General features: G+C 72.5%; 17 protein-coding genes. 8 read left to right on the top strand and 9 right to left on the bottom strand.

Features of this window, described 5'->3' with window-relative positions; translation table 11 throughout:
* Positions 1–858, bottom strand: a complete 858-nt coding sequence (locus Val02_RS40625; RefSeq protein WP_203904674.1) for a hypothetical protein — start codon at positions 856–858, stop codon at positions 1–3.
* 61 nt (positions 859–919) lie between these two features.
* Here Val02_RS40625 and Val02_RS40620 point away from each other — a divergent pair, with 61 nt between their 5' ends.
* On the top strand, positions 920–2,107 hold the full coding sequence (locus Val02_RS40620; RefSeq protein ID WP_203904673.1) for a homogentisate 1,2-dioxygenase: 1,188 nt from the start codon (positions 920–922) through the stop codon (positions 2,105–2,107).
* Here Val02_RS40620 and ispF read toward each other — a convergent pair.
* Complete coding sequence (gene ispF / locus Val02_RS40615; protein ID WP_239153710.1) at positions 2,053–2,568, bottom strand: 2-C-methyl-D-erythritol 2,4-cyclodiphosphate synthase; 516 nt, start codon at positions 2,566–2,568, stop codon at positions 2,053–2,055. The genes Val02_RS40620 and ispF overlap by 55 nt on opposite strands.
* A gap of 177 nt (positions 2,569–2,745) precedes the next feature.
* Here ispF and Val02_RS40610 point away from each other — a divergent pair, with 177 nt between their 5' ends.
* On the top strand, positions 2,746–3,429 hold the full coding sequence (locus tag Val02_RS40610) for a TVP38/TMEM64 family protein (protein WP_203904672.1): 684 nt from the start codon (positions 2,746–2,748) through the stop codon (positions 3,427–3,429).
* On the opposite strand, the gene ispD is transcribed toward Val02_RS40610, so the two are convergent.
* Positions 3,412–4,101, bottom strand: coding sequence for a 2-C-methyl-D-erythritol 4-phosphate cytidylyltransferase (gene ispD, locus Val02_RS40605; RefSeq protein WP_203904671.1), 690 nt, complete (start codon positions 4,099–4,101; stop codon positions 3,412–3,414). The two genes, Val02_RS40610 and ispD, sit on opposite strands and share 18 nt — an antisense overlap.
* Positions 4,102–4,133: 32 nt before the next feature.
* Complete coding sequence (locus Val02_RS40600) at positions 4,134–4,619, bottom strand: CarD family transcriptional regulator (RefSeq protein WP_203904670.1); 486 nt, start codon at positions 4,617–4,619, stop codon at positions 4,134–4,136.
* A gap of 363 nt (positions 4,620–4,982) precedes the next feature.
* On the opposite strand from Val02_RS40600, the gene Val02_RS40595 reads away from it, so the two are divergent.
* Positions 4,983–5,900, top strand: coding sequence for a serine/threonine-protein kinase (locus Val02_RS40595; RefSeq protein WP_203904669.1), 918 nt, complete (start codon positions 4,983–4,985; stop codon positions 5,898–5,900).
* Between the two features lie 4 nt (positions 5,901–5,904).
* On the opposite strand, the gene Val02_RS40590 is transcribed toward Val02_RS40595, so the two are convergent.
* From Val02_RS40590 to Val02_RS40580, 3 genes are read right to left on the bottom strand one after another with little or no spacing between them, the layout of a single operon-like run.
* Positions 5,905–6,954 carry a type III polyketide synthase gene (locus Val02_RS40590; RefSeq protein ID WP_203904668.1) on the bottom strand — a complete coding sequence of 350 codons (1,050 nt, stop codon included), beginning with the start codon at positions 6,952–6,954 and terminating at the stop codon, positions 5,905–5,907.
* Positions 6,948–8,114 carry an acyl-CoA dehydrogenase family protein gene (locus tag Val02_RS40585; protein ID WP_203904667.1) on the bottom strand — a complete coding sequence of 389 codons (1,167 nt, stop codon included), beginning with the start codon at positions 8,112–8,114 and terminating at the stop codon, positions 6,948–6,950. The genes Val02_RS40590 and Val02_RS40585 overlap by 7 nt, the downstream gene beginning before the upstream one ends.
* A complete protein-coding gene (locus Val02_RS40580) occupies positions 8,111–8,821 on the bottom strand; it encodes a methyltransferase domain-containing protein (protein WP_203904666.1) in 711 nt (236 codons plus the stop codon). Before Val02_RS40580 ends, Val02_RS40585 begins: the two co-directional genes overlap by 4 nt.
* Before the next feature lie 50 nt (positions 8,822–8,871).
* Here Val02_RS40580 and Val02_RS40575 point away from each other — a divergent pair, with 50 nt between their 5' ends.
* From Val02_RS40575 to radA, 3 genes are read left to right on the top strand one after another with little or no spacing between them, the layout of a single operon-like run.
* Positions 8,872–9,732, top strand: a complete 861-nt coding sequence (locus Val02_RS40575) for a UbiA family prenyltransferase (protein ID WP_203904665.1) — start codon at positions 8,872–8,874, stop codon at positions 9,730–9,732.
* Between the two features lie 37 nt (positions 9,733–9,769).
* Positions 9,770–10,492 carry a hypothetical protein gene (locus Val02_RS40570; RefSeq protein ID WP_203904664.1) on the top strand — a complete coding sequence of 241 codons (723 nt, stop codon included), beginning with the start codon at positions 9,770–9,772 and terminating at the stop codon, positions 10,490–10,492.
* 37 nt (positions 10,493–10,529) lie between these two features.
* On the top strand, positions 10,530–11,936 hold the full coding sequence (radA, locus tag Val02_RS40565; protein ID WP_203904663.1) for a DNA repair protein RadA: 1,407 nt from the start codon (positions 10,530–10,532) through the stop codon (positions 11,934–11,936).
* A gap of 11 nt (positions 11,937–11,947) precedes the next feature.
* On the opposite strand, the gene Val02_RS40560 is transcribed toward radA, so the two are convergent.
* Positions 11,948–12,436 carry a hypothetical protein gene (locus tag Val02_RS40560; RefSeq protein WP_203904662.1) on the bottom strand — a complete coding sequence of 163 codons (489 nt, stop codon included), beginning with the start codon at positions 12,434–12,436 and terminating at the stop codon, positions 11,948–11,950.
* A gap of 252 nt (positions 12,437–12,688) precedes the next feature.
* Here Val02_RS40560 and disA point away from each other — a divergent pair, with 252 nt between their 5' ends.
* Positions 12,689–13,744, top strand: a complete 1,056-nt coding sequence (disA, locus tag Val02_RS40555) for a DNA integrity scanning diadenylate cyclase DisA (protein ID WP_203904752.1) — start codon at positions 12,689–12,691, stop codon at positions 13,742–13,744.
* Between the two features lie 33 nt (positions 13,745–13,777).
* Here the strand turns inward: disA and Val02_RS40550 are convergent, their stop codons facing one another.
* Positions 13,778–14,482, bottom strand: a complete 705-nt coding sequence (locus Val02_RS40550; protein WP_203904661.1) for a hypothetical protein — start codon at positions 14,480–14,482, stop codon at positions 13,778–13,780.
* A gap of 93 nt (positions 14,483–14,575) precedes the next feature.
* Here Val02_RS40550 and Val02_RS40545 point away from each other — a divergent pair, with 93 nt between their 5' ends.
* Positions 14,576–15,460 carry an iron-sulfur binding domain-containing protein gene (locus Val02_RS40545; RefSeq protein WP_203904660.1) on the top strand — a complete coding sequence of 295 codons (885 nt, stop codon included), beginning with the start codon at positions 14,576–14,578 and terminating at the stop codon, positions 15,458–15,460.
* Positions 15,461–15,629 lie beyond the last annotated feature (169 nt).

The raw sequence follows: 15,629 nt of genomic DNA, 5'->3' as shown, positions 1-15,629 counted from the left end.
CTACCCGACCCTCCCCGGCAGGAGCCCCAGGCGGCGCATGTCGGACAGCGGCTCCCCCACGCTGCACGTGCCGTACCCGACCCACAGGGGCCGCTTGTCGTCCAGGCGCAGCCGCACCGTCTCCACCAGGGGCACCGCGTCCGTGCTCGCGAGCACCTCGGCCACGTCCGCCGCCTCCGCCCCGTCCGCCGCGGCGATCGCACCGGCGAGCACGTTGAGGAACCCGTGGTGCAGGAACCCGGTCTCCGGGTCGGTGTGCCGCAGCGCGTGGTGCAGCCCCGCGGTCAACTTGAACGGCAGGTCCCGGTCGCGGCAGGCGCAGATGACGGCGGCCAGTTCGACCGGGGTGGGGAAGAGCTCCGCGGCGAGCCCGCCGGTGCGGAACTTGGGCCCGATGTTCTGCCCGGCGGCCCGCGCCTCGGCGAGGGCGTCGAGGGCACCGAGCAGTCCCCAGGTCAGCGGCACCTCCGCGTACGCGTTCAGCGTGCCCGCCACTTTGAGGAACGACCGCACCCCGGGCATCGGGTCCTCGCCCCGCTTGGCGATCGGCGACTCGATCACCCGAACGTCGAGCGCGCCACCGGCGGCGGCGAGCGCACCGGCGACGACGGGCAACGGGCCGAGCAGTCCGACGGAGAGCCGCTCGGATTCACCCCCACCGATCGATTCGCGTAACCGCGACCAGAGGCTGCCGACGTCTTCGGCGGGGATCATGAGGGGGCCGACCAGTTGGGAGTACCACGCCGCCCGGTGCAAACGGTGCGTGGCCAGGGCATCAGTCAGCGACGCGCTGCCCGGGGGGAACATGGCGGCGTCGTCGAGAAGTCCGACGAGCAGCGGCGGCACGCTGTTTGACACGTTCAGCAACCTAACGGACGCTCTAAATGCGGACAAGAATGCCGTATTTCAGGAGGCTCAGATGCCCTACTACCGTCAGGTAGGGGAGTTCCCGCCCAAAAGGCACACTCAGTTCCGGCAGCCCGACGGTTCCCTTTACGCGGAGGAACTGATGGGCCAGGAGGGCTTCTCCAGCGATTCTTCGCTTCTCTACCACCGCTACCTGCCGACCGCGATCATGGCGTCCGAGGAGTACGACGCTCCGGCGTGGACGCGGGTGCCGAACAGACCGCTGAAACCCCGCCACTTCCGCACCCACAAGCTGGACGCCGGACCGGACGCCGATCCGATCCTGGACCGCCAGCACCTGCTCGCCAACGACGACTGCCGCATCTCCTACGTGGTCGCCGAACGCCCCTCCGCGCTCTACCGCAACGCCGTCGGCGACGAGTGCGTCTACGTCGAGGCCGGCAACGCGACGTTCGAGACGGTGTTCGGGGCGCTTCGCGCGGGCCAGGGCGACTACGTGATCATCCCGACGTCGACCGTGTACCGGATCGTTCCCGACGGGCCGGTGCGCCTGTACGCGATCGAGGCCACCGGTCACATCGGCCCGCCCAAGCGCTACCTCAGCACGCGCGGCCAGTTCCTCGAACACTCGCCGTACTGCGAACGCGACCTGCGCGGCCCCACCGAGCCGCTGCTGGCGGAGGGCACCGACGTCGAGGTGTACGTGCAGCACCGGCGCGGCTGGACGAAGTTCACGTACGCGAATCACCCGTTCGACGTGGTGGGCTGGGACGGGCACCAGTACCCGTGGGCGTTCAACGTGGCCGACTTCGAACCGATCACGGGGCGGGTGCACCAGCCGCCGCCGGCGCACCAGACGTTCCAGGGACCGAACTTCGTCATCTGCTCGTTCGTGCCGCGGAAGGTGGACTACCACCCGCTGGCGATCCCGGTGCCGTACAACCACCACAACGTCGACTCCGACGAGGTGATGTTCTACTGCGGCGGCAACTACGAGGCGCGGCGCGGCTCCGGCATCGAACAGGGCTCGATCTCGCTGCACCCGTCGGGGTTCACGCACGGGCCGCAGCCGGGTGCCGCCGAGCGGGCCATCGGCGCGGAGTTCTTCGACGAACTGGCCGTCATGGTGGACACGTTCCGGCCGCTGGACCTGTGCGAGCCGGCGATCTCCGTCGAGGATCCGGGCTACGCCTGGACCTGGGCCGGGCGCTCCGCCGGCGGAGAAGGCTCTGCCGGGTAGACCAGTGCGACGGCGACGGCGGCCAGACCCTCACCGCGGCCGGTGAACCCCAGGCCGTCCGTCGTCGTGCCGCTCAGCCGGAAGAGCGCACCCGTCGCCGCGCCGAGGACCCGCTCGGCCTCGGCACGGCGCGTGCCCACCTTGGGGGCGACGCCGACGACCTGTACGGAGACGTTCCCGATGGAAAAACCGGCGGCGCGGACCAGGCGGGCGGCCTCGGCCAGCAGCGCCACCCCGGCGGCGCCGGACCACTCGGGGCGCGAGGTGCCGAAGTTGGCACCGAGATCGCCCAGCCCGGCGGCGCTGAACAGGGCGTCGCAGGCGGCGTGCGCGACGACGTCGCCGTCGGAGTGACCGGCGAGCCCGTCGACGCCCGGCCAGTGCAGACCGGCGACCCAGCACTCGCGTCCGGCCTCGAACGCGTGCACGTCTGTCCCCACACCGACAACCGGAACGATCACGAGACGGCAATCTACTGCACCCGATTCGCCACTCCCGGGGGTTTTGGGTTGGAGCGCGGGTTGCCTACTCTTGTCGGCGTGCCCGGAGCCCCGCATACCGAGCCGTGCGCTCACGAGAACGCCTCCGCCCACCCCGAGTCCGGGGCGGGCGGTTCCGTCTCTGCGTCGACATCGCGGATGCGCAGGGTGTTAGCGGCCCGGCCGACGGCGCACGGGCTGCGCTTCGCCGCGCTGGTGGCGCTGGTGATCGCCCTCTTCGGCGGTGCGCTCGCGGCGGGGCCGGACAAGGACGCCCTCCTGCTGACGCTGCGCTCGAGCACGGTGTTCGCGCCGCTGGCCGTGGTGGTCGGCAGCGCGGTACTGGTGGCCGCGATGGTGCCGCGGACGCTGCTGGCGCTGGTCGGCGGGGCGATCTTCGGCACGTGGAGCGGTTCGGCGTACGTGCTGCTCGGCGTCACGGCCGGCGCGACGATGGCGTACGTCGTGGGGCGGTTCCTCGGCCGGGGCTACGTCGCCATGCGGCTGCGCGGCCGGCTGGCGCTCATCGAGGCGTGGGTGGCCCGGCACGGGGTCTGGGCGGTCGTGGTGAGCCGCATGATCCCGATGATTCCGTTCGCGGTCTCCAACTACGCGTTCGGGACGACCTCCGTGCGGGCCCGCCAGTTCATCACGGGAACGATCCTGGGGGCACTGCCGGCGACGCTGGCGTACGCGGCCCTCGGCTCCGCCACCGTCCACCAGAACTGGCTCGGCACGAAGATCGCCGGCACCGCCGTGGTCATCCTGGGGATCGGCGGCACGATCGGCACCTACCTGGTGTGGCGCCGCCACCCGCGGGTGTCGCTAACCAAGGTCAAGTAGGAGGCACGCGATCTCCAGGTCGAGCGGCCTGGTGATCTTCAGCGCCCGCTCGTCCCCGGGAACGGTCCACACCGCGACGCCGATCTTCTCGCACATGCCCGCGTCGTCGGTGTGCTCGTCGACGGCTGCTGCGTGCGCCCTGACCAGCGTCTCCCGGCTGAACCCCTGCGGCGTCTGCACCGAGCGCAGCACCGAGCGGTCGACCGTGCCGGCGACCCGCCCGTCGGCGTCCACCTGCTTGATCGTGTCGACCACCGGCAGAACGGGCACCACGGCCTCGTGGCCGTCCCGAACGGCGGCGGCCACGCGTTCGATCAGTTCGACGGGTGCGAGGGCCCGCGCGGCATCGTGCACGAGCACGATCGGGAACGCCTCCCCCACGGCGTCGAGCGCCAGGGAAACCGAGGTTTGACGCGTGGCACCGCCGGGCACGACGACGACGTGAGCGACCGGGCGCAACAGCGCCACCACAGATTCGACGTCGTCGGGGGGAGCCGCGACGACGATGCGCCCCACCGAGGGGGCCGCAGCCACGCGCCGCACCGCATGAACGAGCAACGGCTCACCGGCCAGCGTGCGGAGCGCCTTCGGGGCACCCGGCCCCAGCCGGACTCCCATGCCCGCAGCCGGAACGAGGACCGCGACGTCATCACGCACGGAATGCGCGGTCACGTCGCGGTCCTCGGTCGGTTTGGAAGCTGCGGTCAGGCTTCCGTCAACACCTTGTCGAGCAGGACTTCCGCCTCGTCCTTGGTGCTCTTTTCGGCGAGCGCCACCTCGCCGACCAAAATGTCTCGCGCCTTGGCGAGCATCCGCTTCTCTCCTGCCGACAGGCCGCGCTCACGCTCACGACGCCACAGGTCACGAACGACCTCGGCGACCTTGAGCGGGTTACCCGAGGCGAGCTTCTCGAGATTGGCCTTGTACCGCCGCGACCAGTTGGTCGGCTCCTCGGTGTGGGGAGCACGCAGAACGTCGAAGACCTTGGTCAGGCCTTCCTCGCCCACGACTTCACGCACACCGACGATCTCGGCGTTTTCGGCGGGCACCCGCACCGTCAGGTCACCCTGAGCGACCCTGAGAACGAGGTACAGTTTCTCCTCGCCCTTGACGACCCGGGTCTCGATTGCCTCGATGAGTGCGGCCCCGTGGTGGGGGTAGACAACGGTCTCGCCGACACTGAAAACCATAGGTTCGAAACCCCTTTCGCTCCCACCAGGGTAACACGGGATGGGCTCCGATTCCCACCCTGAGCGGCAGCATTACCGCAGGTCAGGGTAGGTGCGAGTCGCCTTTCTCCCGCTTGACAGGTCGCGCCGGACCTGCATCACGGGGCTGGACAGCGGTAGCGTATGGGGGTCCGGCACGGGGCCGCGACACGTCTGACCAGCGCACACGCACATGCGGAAAGGACACGTAGAGTCACGGTGGACGATCGGGGTCGGCCGTTCGCCCGTCCCCGCGGGCACGTGACAACCCGCGCGACCGGCTCCGCCACTGGCACTTGTCGGCGCGGTGCCAGACACTGGACGCGGGCGCGAGGAGTCGGGTAGATGGGCACGCTGCGGGGCGGCAACGGCGACGAGCAGCCGCCAAACGGCGGCGGCGCGTCGGACGGCGTCCCCGAACTTCCTCCCGAGTGGGGCCGCATCGTCATCCCCGACGACGCCTCCGCACTCGACGCCGAGGCGGCCGAGGTCCGCAAGGAGCTCAAGCGCGAGAAGACCCGCTACCGCTGGCAGCGCTGGATCAGGGTCGCCGCGCCCGGCGGCAAGCGCGAGGTGCCGTCGCTGGGCGTTCCGCTGGCGATCATGGCCATCGCCGTCATCGCCACGCTCATCAGCCTCTTCGCCGTGGCGTGGCCGGGCGGCTATCCGCAGGGCACACCCGACCCGGACAGCGTCACCGCCAAGGACCGCCCGCTGACCCTGCCCGACCTGCCGCTGATCGACCACGAGGGCAACTGGGTGCGCCTGCGCGACCAGGTTCCGGCCGTGGTGGTGCTGGTGGACGGCTGCGACTGCACCCGGGTCGTCGACACGCTCATCGAGTCGGTCGACCCGCGGATCAACGTGCTCGTCGTGATGACGCCCGACCCGCGGGCCTCCGCGTCCGGTTCGACGGCTCCGGGGTATGCCGGGTGGCCCTCGGCCGTCCCGACGGGCAGCAGCACGCCCAGCGGGTCGCTCGGACCGGACTTCGTGACGGTGCCGCCGTTCCCGACTCCGTCGGTGGATCCGTCCGCGAGCCCGAGCCGCCCGCCGGCCAGCCGCACCGGGCCGCCCGGGGTGCGCACGCGCTTCCTGCTCGACCCGGCGGGTGCGCTGCGGGCGGCGGTCCCGGGCGTCCCGGGCGCCAGCCGCAAGGGGTGGCTGATCCTGGTCAGCTCCGACTGGGGCATCACGCTGGTGACGGATGCCACCAAACCGGTCGCCGACCTGAAGCCCGACCTGGAGCGCCTGCTCGGCTAGGGCCCTAGACCCTCTCCAGCAGGGCGGCGTACAGGGTCAGGCCGGGGCCGAAGGCCATCGCCAACACGCGCCTCGGGGGTGTGGGCCTCGCGGCCAGGGCCTCGATGATCAGAAGGACCGTGGGGCTGGAGCAGTTGCCGTGCTCCGCCAGCACCTGCCTCGACTCCGTCAGGTCCGACTCATCTAGGGCCAGTTCGTCGCGGACCACGTCGAGGATCTTGGGACCGCCGGGGTGCACGGCCCAGCCGTCTATGTCCGCGCGGGTCAGGCCGTGGCCGGCCAGCAGGGCGTCGATCGTGGGTGCCACGTGCCTGGACAGGGCGTCGGGGACCTTCGGGGACAGCCCCATGCGGAACCCGAGATCCGTCACGTCCCACGTCATGTGATCCGCCGTCGTGGTGTCCGTGACGGCGGACACCTCGCGCAGGGCGTAGCCGTTCGCGGAGGGGCGGAGGACCACGGCGACGGCCGCGTCGGAGAAGAGCGAGTGCGCGATGATCTGCTGCGGGTCGCGCGTGGCGGGCTGGACGTGCAGGCTCGGCAGTTCCGCGCAGAGCAGCAGCGCCGGCCGACGGTGCACGGTCACGTAGTCGGCCGCCGCGCCGAGGCCGGGCAGCGCCGCGTAGCAGCCCATGTGCCCGACGAACAGCCGCTGCGTCCGCGGCGCCATCCCGAGATCGCGGGCCAGGAGGATGTCCAGCCCCGGCGTCACGTACCCGGTGCACGAACAGACCGCGAACAGGCCCACGTCGGCCGGGTCCAGGGCGGCGGCGTCCAGCGCGCGACCCACCGCGTCCTTGGCCAGCGGCAGGGCCTCGACGACGTAGCGTTCCATGCGGGCGCCGGTGGACCAGCCCGACACGTCCTCCACCAGCGGATTGATCACGCCGTGGCGGGTGGTGACGCCGGCGTTCTCGAAGATGCGCTTGGCGAACCCGCGCTGCACGCCGGTGTAGTGCCGGTCGAAGAAGCCGCGCCACAGGTCCTCCTGGCGCACGGCCGGCGGATGCGCGATGCCGAAGCCCGCGACGACCGCCCGCGACGGGCTCACCATCGCGGTGCCGTGCCGTCGGACTCCGGATCGCCGCCGAGCGCGGCCACGCCGAGCCAGTCGGCGCACACGTCGGAGGTGGCCGGCTGCAGCGAACCGCAGCGGGCGTCGCGGTAGAGGCGTTCGAGGGGGTGGCCGCGTCTCGTGGCGCTGGTGCCGGCCGCCTCCAGCATGCTCGCGGCGACCTCCGCCGCCGTCGTGCCGGCCAGGTACTTCGCCCGCCACACCCAGCGGTTGGTCTCCTCGTCACCGGGCGCCTCGTCGACCCGTCGGGCGGCCTCGTCGACCGTGAGCTTTGCGGCGGCCACGGCCGCGTCGGCCCGCCCGATCCGCGAACGCACATTCGGGAGGCCGGCGAGACGACGTTCCCTCGAATGGGAAACAGCCGCGTCGACGGCCGCGCGCGCGACTCCCACGTAGACCGCGGCGTAGCTCGCGACCATCCAGTGCGGCATCAGCTGGGCGACCAGCAGAGCCAGCCCCTCGACGGCCCCGACCAGCGCGTCCTCGGGCACCGTCAGGTCCAGGTGGACGTCGTGCGAGCCGGTGGCCCGCATGCCGAGCGCGTCCCAGGTCGGCTCCACGGTCAGCCCCGGCGCACCCGCCGGCACCAGGAACTGCGACACCAGCGACGGGTCGGCGGTACTGCGTGCGGCGACCAGATATCCGTCGCTGTGCCCCGCGCCGGAGCAGAACGACTTCGCGCCCTTGATCCGCCAGCTCCCGTCCGGCTCGCGCGTGTACGAGGTGGACAGCTGCGACAGCCGCGAACCGACACCGCGTTCGCTCATCGCGACGGCGTACCAGCGGCCGGCCGCGGCGTCGGCGAGGATCCGGTCGCGGGCGGCGAAGAAGTGCTCGGGCACACCCAGCGCCTCGACCATCACGTCCGGGACGCCGGCCAGCGCGCCGGTGACCGAGGCGTGCATGTTGAACACCAGGGCGGTGGCGCCGTTGCCGCGGGCGAGTTCGTAGGCGACCCGCGCGTACTCGGCGAAGCCGGCGCCCAGGCCGCCGAGGCGGGTCGGGACCATGAGGCCGAAGAGACCCGCGTCGCGCAGGTCGGCGAAGTCGTCCACCGGGAAGTCGCCGGCGGCGTCGTAGCCCGCGGCCCGCGCGGCGAACCGGGGGGCCAGCCGCCGGGCGATGTCCACGGCGCTCACTGCTTGACCCCGCGACCCTGGAAGATCACCGCGGTCGACCACGTCGGGATCATGCGCACCGGCCGGTCCCGCCGGCCGGCCAGCCACCGGGCCATGCCCACAGTGGACGGTCGGATGCCGCGCAACCGCAGCGGAACGCCGTGCCGCGCCGCCTCCGCCACGAGCCTGCGCCGGTCGACGAAGAGCGCCGGGTCGTGGATGCCGGGCGGCGCACCGCCGGGGATGCGTTCGCCGACGGTGACGGCCACGAACCGGGCCACCGCCGTGCGCGCGAGCGTGTCCAGCACCAGAACGCCACCCGGGCGCAGAATCCGGCACGCCTCGGCGACCACAGTGGACAGATCGCGAACGTGTTCGAGGATCTCGCCGGCGCTGACCGCGTCGGCGCTCTCGTCGGCGAGCGGGATCCGGGCCACGTCGGCGCGCACCGGCGCCAGCCCGTGCGGCGCGGCCACCCGCAGGGCCGACTCCGCCAGGTCGAGCCCCACGTGCCGGTAGCCCTTGCCGGCCACGTGCGGGGCGAGCAGTCCGCCGCCGCACCCCAGGTCGACGAGCACCGCGTCGGGCCGGGTGGCCGGTGGGATGAGCGCCGCCCGTGCCCGCGCGAGCCAGTGCAGCATCGCGAACTGCCCGTCCGCCAGCCACCACTGCCCCGCCAGCACGTCGTACTGCCGCACGTCGTTGCGGGGTAAGCCGGTGACGGTCATGGAACAGACTGTGACATGAAAGTGCCTCACCAGCCACACGAGCCGCTTCCGTGATCGTCAGTTCGTACGGCAGGGTGCTTTCCAACGACGAGGAGGCCGGGGTGCTCAGAGGACTGCTGCGGGCCTGCCACCCCGAACCGGCGGCGGCCGTGACGCTGGTCGGAGGCGTGCTGGCGGTGGGCGCGGGGCTCTCCGCGTGGCAGGTCGCCGGGGTCACCGCCACCGTCGGCACGAGCCAGCTGGCGGTGGGCTGGAGCAACGACGCGATCGACGCACCGCGCGACGCGACCGTCGGCCGCACCGACAAGCCGGTGCCGTCGGGGCTCGTCTCCCGGCGGGTCCTGTTCGTCGGCGCGGCGATCGCCGCCGCAGCCTGCGTGACGCTGGCGTTCGCCACGTCGGTGCGCGCGGCGCCGGTGTACGTGGTCGCGCTGGTGTCGGCCCTGCTCTACAACTGGCCGCTGAAGTCCACTGTGGCCTCTCCGGTGCCCTACGCGGTGTCGTTCGGGTGCCTGCCGGCCTTTGTGGTGCTGGTCGCCGGTCGGGAGGTGCCGTGGTGGCTGCCGGCCGCCGGCGCGCTGCTGGGCGTCGCCGCGCACTTCGCCAACGTCGTGCCGGATCTGGCCGACGACGCGCGGACGGGGGTGCGCGGGCTGCCGCACCGGTTCGGCGCGACGGGCTCGCTGGCGGCGTCCGCCGTGCTCCTGGCCGCGGTCACCGCCCTGCTCGTGTTCGGACCGCCCGGGCCGCCGCGCCCGATCGGCTGGATCGCCGGCGCACTGACCGTCGCGGTCCTGCTCATCGGGGGGAACGGGCTGGTGCGCGGCGGGCGGCAATGGGCGTTCCGGGCGGTGCTGGTGGTGGCCGTGCTGGACGTGGTGCTGCTTGTCGGCGGCGGTGTCCTGGGGTAAGCGAACGGCCCTCCGACGCCACTATTACGCTGTATGCGTGATCCGCTCGACGAACCGCCGCACGTTGCTGCTGGCCGCGTCCGCCCTGACGCTCGGACTGGCCTCGGGATGCGGCGCCGGCCAGGTGACCCAGACCGAGGGACAGCAGCCGCCGGTCAGCGGGGTCAACGTCACCAGTGCCGACAAGCTGATCCAGATCCGCAATCTCGCGGTGGTGTACAAGGACCCGGCCGGCTACCCGGCGGGCGGCACCGCCCCGCTGCAGGTCTACATCGCCAGCAACGGCAACAACACCGTGAAGCTCGTGTCGGTGACGGCCGATCTCGGCACCGTCGTGCTGGGTGGTCCGGCCGCGGCGGCCGCGTCGTCGGCCCCGGCCGCTCCCTCCGCCTCCGCCAGCGCGTCCGCCTCGGCGGGCGCATCCGCCGGTGCTTCCGGCTCGGCCAACCCGTCGGCGTCGGCGGGCGCCTCCGCGAGCGCACCGCCCTCGCCGGCCACGCCGCCCGCGCCCAACACGAAGATCGACGTCTCCATCCCGTCGCGCGAGTTCGTGGTGCTCAACCCCACGCAGACGCGCTTCCTGCAGGTGATCAACCTGTCGAAGCCGTTCAAGCCGGGCGACTCGCTGCAGCTGCAGTTCCGCTTCGACAACGGCACCACGATCACGACCGAGGTGCCGATGGCCATCCCGATGACCGCCCCGCCGCGCAGCCCGATGGAGCTGCACGAGGAGGAGGGCGCGGGCGGCAGCGAGCACTGACGCCGTTCCTGTCGTACCCCCGGGTTAACGTCCTCGGGTGAGTCAGCAAGCGAAGGCGCCCCGCGCGACGTTCGAGTGCGGGGCCTGCGGGCACCGGATGCCGAAATGGCTGGGCCGGTGCCCGGAGTGTCTCGAGTGGGGTTCGGTCGGCGAGGCCACGTCCGGGCCGGCGCCGGCCCTGCGTTCGCTGGCCGCGACCCGGCCGAGTGAGCCGGCGCGGCCGATCGCCGAGATCAGCGCGACGCGTGCGCTGGCCAAGCCGACGTTCGTGAGCGAGTTCGACCGGGTGCTCGGCGGCGGGATCGTGCCGGGCGCCGTGGTGCTGCTGGCGGGCGAGCCGGGCGTGGGCAAGTCGACGCTGCTGCTGGACGTCGCGCAGCAGTGGGCCGCCGGGCAGGACACGCCGGCGCTGGTGGTCAGCGGCGAGGAGTCCACGAGCCAGGTGCGGCTGCGCGCCGAGCGGATCGGGGCCATGCACGAGCGGCTCATGCTCGCCGCCGAGACCGATCTTTCCGCGGTGCTCGGGCACATCGACGCCGTGCAGCCGGGGCTGCTGGTGCTGGACTCGGTGCAGACGTTCTCGATGGCGGGCACGGACGGGGTGTCGGGCGGCGTCACGCAGGTTCGCGCGGTCACCGCCGCGCTGGTGGCGGTCGCGAAGGAGCGCAACATCGCCACCATCCTCGTGGGACACGTGACCAAGGACGGCCAGGTCGCCGGTCCACGCACGCTGGAGCACCTGGTCGACGTGGTGCTCCAGTTCGAGGGCGACAAGCACTCGTCGCTGCGGATGGTGCGCGGGCTGAAGAACCGCTTCGGGCCCGCCGACGAGGTGGGCTGCTTCGAGATGCACGAGGGCGGCATCACCAGCATGCCCGACCCGTCCGGGCTCTTCCTGACGCGGTACGCGGACGCCGTTCCGGGGACGTGCATCACCGTGGCGATGGAGGGCCGGCGGGCGCTCACGACCGAGGTGCAGGCGTTGATCGGTGCGGTGGTGGCCGGTTCGCCGCGGCGCACCGTCAGCGGGCTCGACTCGGCGCGGCTGGCCATGGTGCTCGCCGTGCTGCAGCGCGCCGCCAAGCTGAGCCTGCACGACAAGGAGGTCTTCGCCGCGACCGTGGGCGGGATGCGGGTGGTGGAGCCGGCGGCCGACCTGGCGATGGCGTTGGCGGTCGCGTCGGCCGCGCACGAGCTGCCGTTGGCGCCGGATCTGGTGGTGCTCGGCGAGGTCGGGCTGACCGGCGAGATCCGGCGGGTGGGCGCGGTGCCGCGCCGGCTGGCCGAGGCCGCCCGGCTCGGGTTCCGGTACGCGCTGGTGCCGCCGGGGTGCGGGCCGGCCGCTACCGGTTCGCTGCCGCCGGGGATGCGGGTGCTGGAGGTCGGCGACGTGCGCACCGCGTTGCACTACGCCGTCCAGGCCGGCGCCGAACACAAGCAGTAAAGGCGAACAACCTATAGGCGTTCTTCGAGCGTGACCGTCTCGGGGGCGTAGGCCGCGAGCGCCGCCACCTTGCCCGCGGGCGGGCCGGCGAATTCCCGAAGGTTGACCGCGAGGTCGTAGGAAGCCGCCTGCTCCATGCCCTTTCGCGCGTTCTTCAGCACGAGCTGGTCCCATGCTTTGGGACGGTCGCCCGCGAAGCGCTGATCGAGGCGGATCAGTAGGTACTCGATGCCGTTCGACGAGATGGCGACGACCTCCGATATGCCGGCCCACGGCAACAGGAGGGTGCGCCACGGACCGGGGCGGACGCGGAGCGCGTAGTGATCCGCGGCGACGGCCGGGCGCCGCAACAGGGGCACGGCGACCACGGCGAGCGTCGCCAGTACCAGCAACCCCGTCCACAGTGGAACGTCGTCCAACACGTTGTGCGAACCGTCGTCCAGCGTCGCCGGCTCCGGCCCGAACAGCAGCAGGGCGACGCCGAAGACGATCGCCCCCACAACGGCCCACCAGGCCACTCGCCGCAACGCCTGCCGGGGTGCTCCCCGGCGCCATTCGATCCGCCCCGGACCGGTCATCGCTCCCGCCCACGAGCCGCCAGTGTGAGTGCTGGCTCACTCTACGGGCTGCGCGGCGGCCCGCAACAGCACCGCACGCCGCGCGGTCCGTAAACTGTGCGGGTGCCGATAGACCGCGAACCGCACCACCACGGTGACGGAGTCTGGACGAGTCCCGTCGGCAGCGGCGACCCGATGCGCGCCACCCTCGCGTTGATGGCGCCCGGCACCGCGCTGCGCGACGGCCTCGAACGCATCCTGCGCGGCCGCACCGGCGCGCTCATCGTGCTCGGCCACGACGACGTCGTGGAGTCCATCTGCACCGGCAGCGGCTTCGCGCTCGACATCGAGTTCTCCGCGACCCGCCTCCGCGAACTGTGCAAGATGGACGGTGCCGTGGTGCTCTCCAGCGACGGCACCAAGATCGTGCGGGCGGCCGTGCACCTGATGCCCGACCCCAGCATCCCCAGCGACGAGTCCGGCACCCGGCACCGCACCGCCGAGCGGGTGGCGAAGCAGACCGGGTTCCCGGTGATCTCGGTGAGCCAGTCGATGCGCATCATCGGCCTGTACGTCGCCGGCCAGCGGCACGTGCTCGACGACTCCGCGTCCATCCTCAGCAAGGCCAACCAGGCCCTGCAGACGCTCGAACGCTACAAGCTGCGGCTCGACGAGGTCTCCGGCACGCTCTCCGCGCTGGAGATCGAGGATCTCGTGACCGTGCGGGACGCCGTGGCCGTGGTGCAGCGCCTGGAGATGGTGCGCCGCATCGCCGACGAGATCGCCGGCTACGTGGTCGAACTCGGCACCGACGGCCGGCTGCTGGCCCTCCAGTTGGAGGAGCTCATGGCCGGCGTCGAGGCCGATCGCACCCTGGTGATCCGGGACTACCTGCCGGTCGGCCGGCGCGTCCACGACGCCGACGACGCGTGCGCCGAACTGGACGGGCTCACCGCCACCGAGCTGATCGACCTGGTGGCCGTGGCCAAGGCGTTGGGCTACCCCGGTGCCGCGGACGCGCTCGACGCGGCCGTGTCGCCGCGCGGGTACCGGCTGCTGGCAAAGGTTCCGCGGCTGCCGGTGCCGGTCATCGAACGGCTCGTGGACCACTTCAGCAGCCTGCAGCGGCTGCTCGGCGCGACCGTCGAGGACCTGCAGGCCGTCGACGGGGTCGGCGACACCCGGGCGCGGGGCGTGCGCGAGGGGCTGTCCCGCCTGGCCGAGGCGTCCATCCTGGAGCGCTACGTCTGAGCCCGGGCCGCTTCCTCGGGCGGCCGGCGCGGCTCAGGTGGTGACGGTCAGCGTGGTGGGGTTGCTGCGCTTGGTCCCGACGCGCGCGTACACCTGGTAGGTGCCGGGCGACAGGTAGGGACGGTTGTCGCAGCCCTGCGAGGTGATCTTGCCGTTCCAGTCGACGGTGAACGGCAGCTCGTGCCCGGAGGCGAACGACGTCATCCCCTCGCCGGTGCGGTTTTCGCACAGGTCCGACGACCACTGCTTCTTCGTGTCGTCGTTGCTGTCGGCGATCCACAGCTCCGTCATGTCGGCGCCGACGTCGCGGCTGCACGTGCGGCCGGAGATGTTCTTGACCCGCAGCGTCAGCTGGGCGTGCTCGCCCTGCCGCACCGACGGCTTGTCCACGGAGGCGGTCACCTGCACCTCGGCGTCGCTGCACAGGTCGCCGGCCCCGGCGGGCCGGTTGGAAGCGCTGGCGTTGCCACCGTTGCCGCCGCCGGCCACGGGCGGTCCACCGGTCGCCTCGCCCGCCGACGGCACCACGGCCGGCGGCCCGGGCGGGCCCTGCGTCTGCCCGTTGGGATCGGCGCTGGCGCTCGTCTTGTTGCCCGTGGCGCCCTGCCGACCGTCCTTCTCGTCACCGCCGCTGCACGAGTAGGCGACCGCCAGAACGACAACCGCCACCGTGCCGGCCACCAGGGCCCGGCGCCGCCAGTACACCGCGGGAGAAAGCGGTCCGACCGTCGTTCTCATGATGCGGCTCACGTTAGTGGGACGACCGCGCACAGTCGCGGCGGCGCGCCGCGCCGGAAATGATCGTTGGCCAGCTTGTTACCGTCCTCGGCGATGACTTCCCCTGATGTTCTCGACTCCTATGCGCCGGTCGTCGCCGAGTGGTACTCCGCAAACGCCCGCGACCTCCCGTGGCGCCGCGCCGGCACCACCCCGTGGGGCGTGCTGGTCAGCGAGGTGATGCTCCAGCAGACCCCGGTCGTGCGGGTCGCGCCGGCGTGGCACGAGTGGCTGGCACGCTGGCCCACGCCGGCCGCGCTCGCCGCCGACCAGCCCGGTGAGGCGATCCGCGCGTGGGGCCGCCTCGGCTATCCACGCCGGGCGCTGCGCCTGCACGAGTGCGCCGTGGCGATCACCGAACGTCACGGCGGCGTGGTCCCGTCCGTGCTCGACGAGCTGCTCGCCCTGCCCGGCGTGGGAACGTACACCGCGCGGGCCGTGGCGGCGTTCGCCTACGGGCAGCGGCACCCCGTCGTCGACACGAACGTCCGCCGCGTGGCCGCCCGTGCCGTTCTCGGCGAGCCGGACGCCGGTCCGACGACGACGGCCGCCGACCTGACTCTCGTGGAGTCGCTCCTGCCCCTGGAGCCGCCGCTGGCCGCACTGGTCAGCGCCGCCCTGATGGAACTGGGCGCCGTGGTGTGCGTCGCGCGAACGCCCCGCTGCGGGGTGTGCCCGCTGGCGGAGCGGTGCCGCTGGTTGATCAGCGGGGCGCCGGCGCCCGTGGGGCCGACGCGCCGGCCGCAGACGTACGCGGGCACCGACCGGCAGGTGCGCGGGAAGCTCCTCGCGGTCCTGCGCGAGAGCCACGGCCCGGTCGCCAAGGATGCGCTCGACGCTGTCTGGGGCGACCAGGTCCAGCGCGAACGCGCCCTCGCGGGCCTCCTGGAGGACGGCCTCGTCGTGACGCCCGCTCCCGGGATCTACGCACTGCCGTAACGCGAAAGGGCGGGCGCCGTAGGCGCCCGCCCTTTCTCACGTACTACCTCAGGCCGTGTCGCCCTTGCCCAGGTCGACCGGGACCGCGTCCGGCACCAGCGCCGGCTTGTCGGCGCCGCGGAAGACGAGGCTGGACTTCTCGACGTCCATCGGGTCGCCCTCGCAGTCC

It is taken from the genome of Virgisporangium aliadipatigenens, from assembly GCF_016863615.1.
GTDB lineage: Bacteria > Actinomycetota > Actinomycetes > Mycobacteriales > Micromonosporaceae > Virgisporangium > Virgisporangium aliadipatigenens.
Note: the sequence above shows the minus strand (reverse complement) of the source record. Positions and strands in the feature narration are given on the sequence as shown.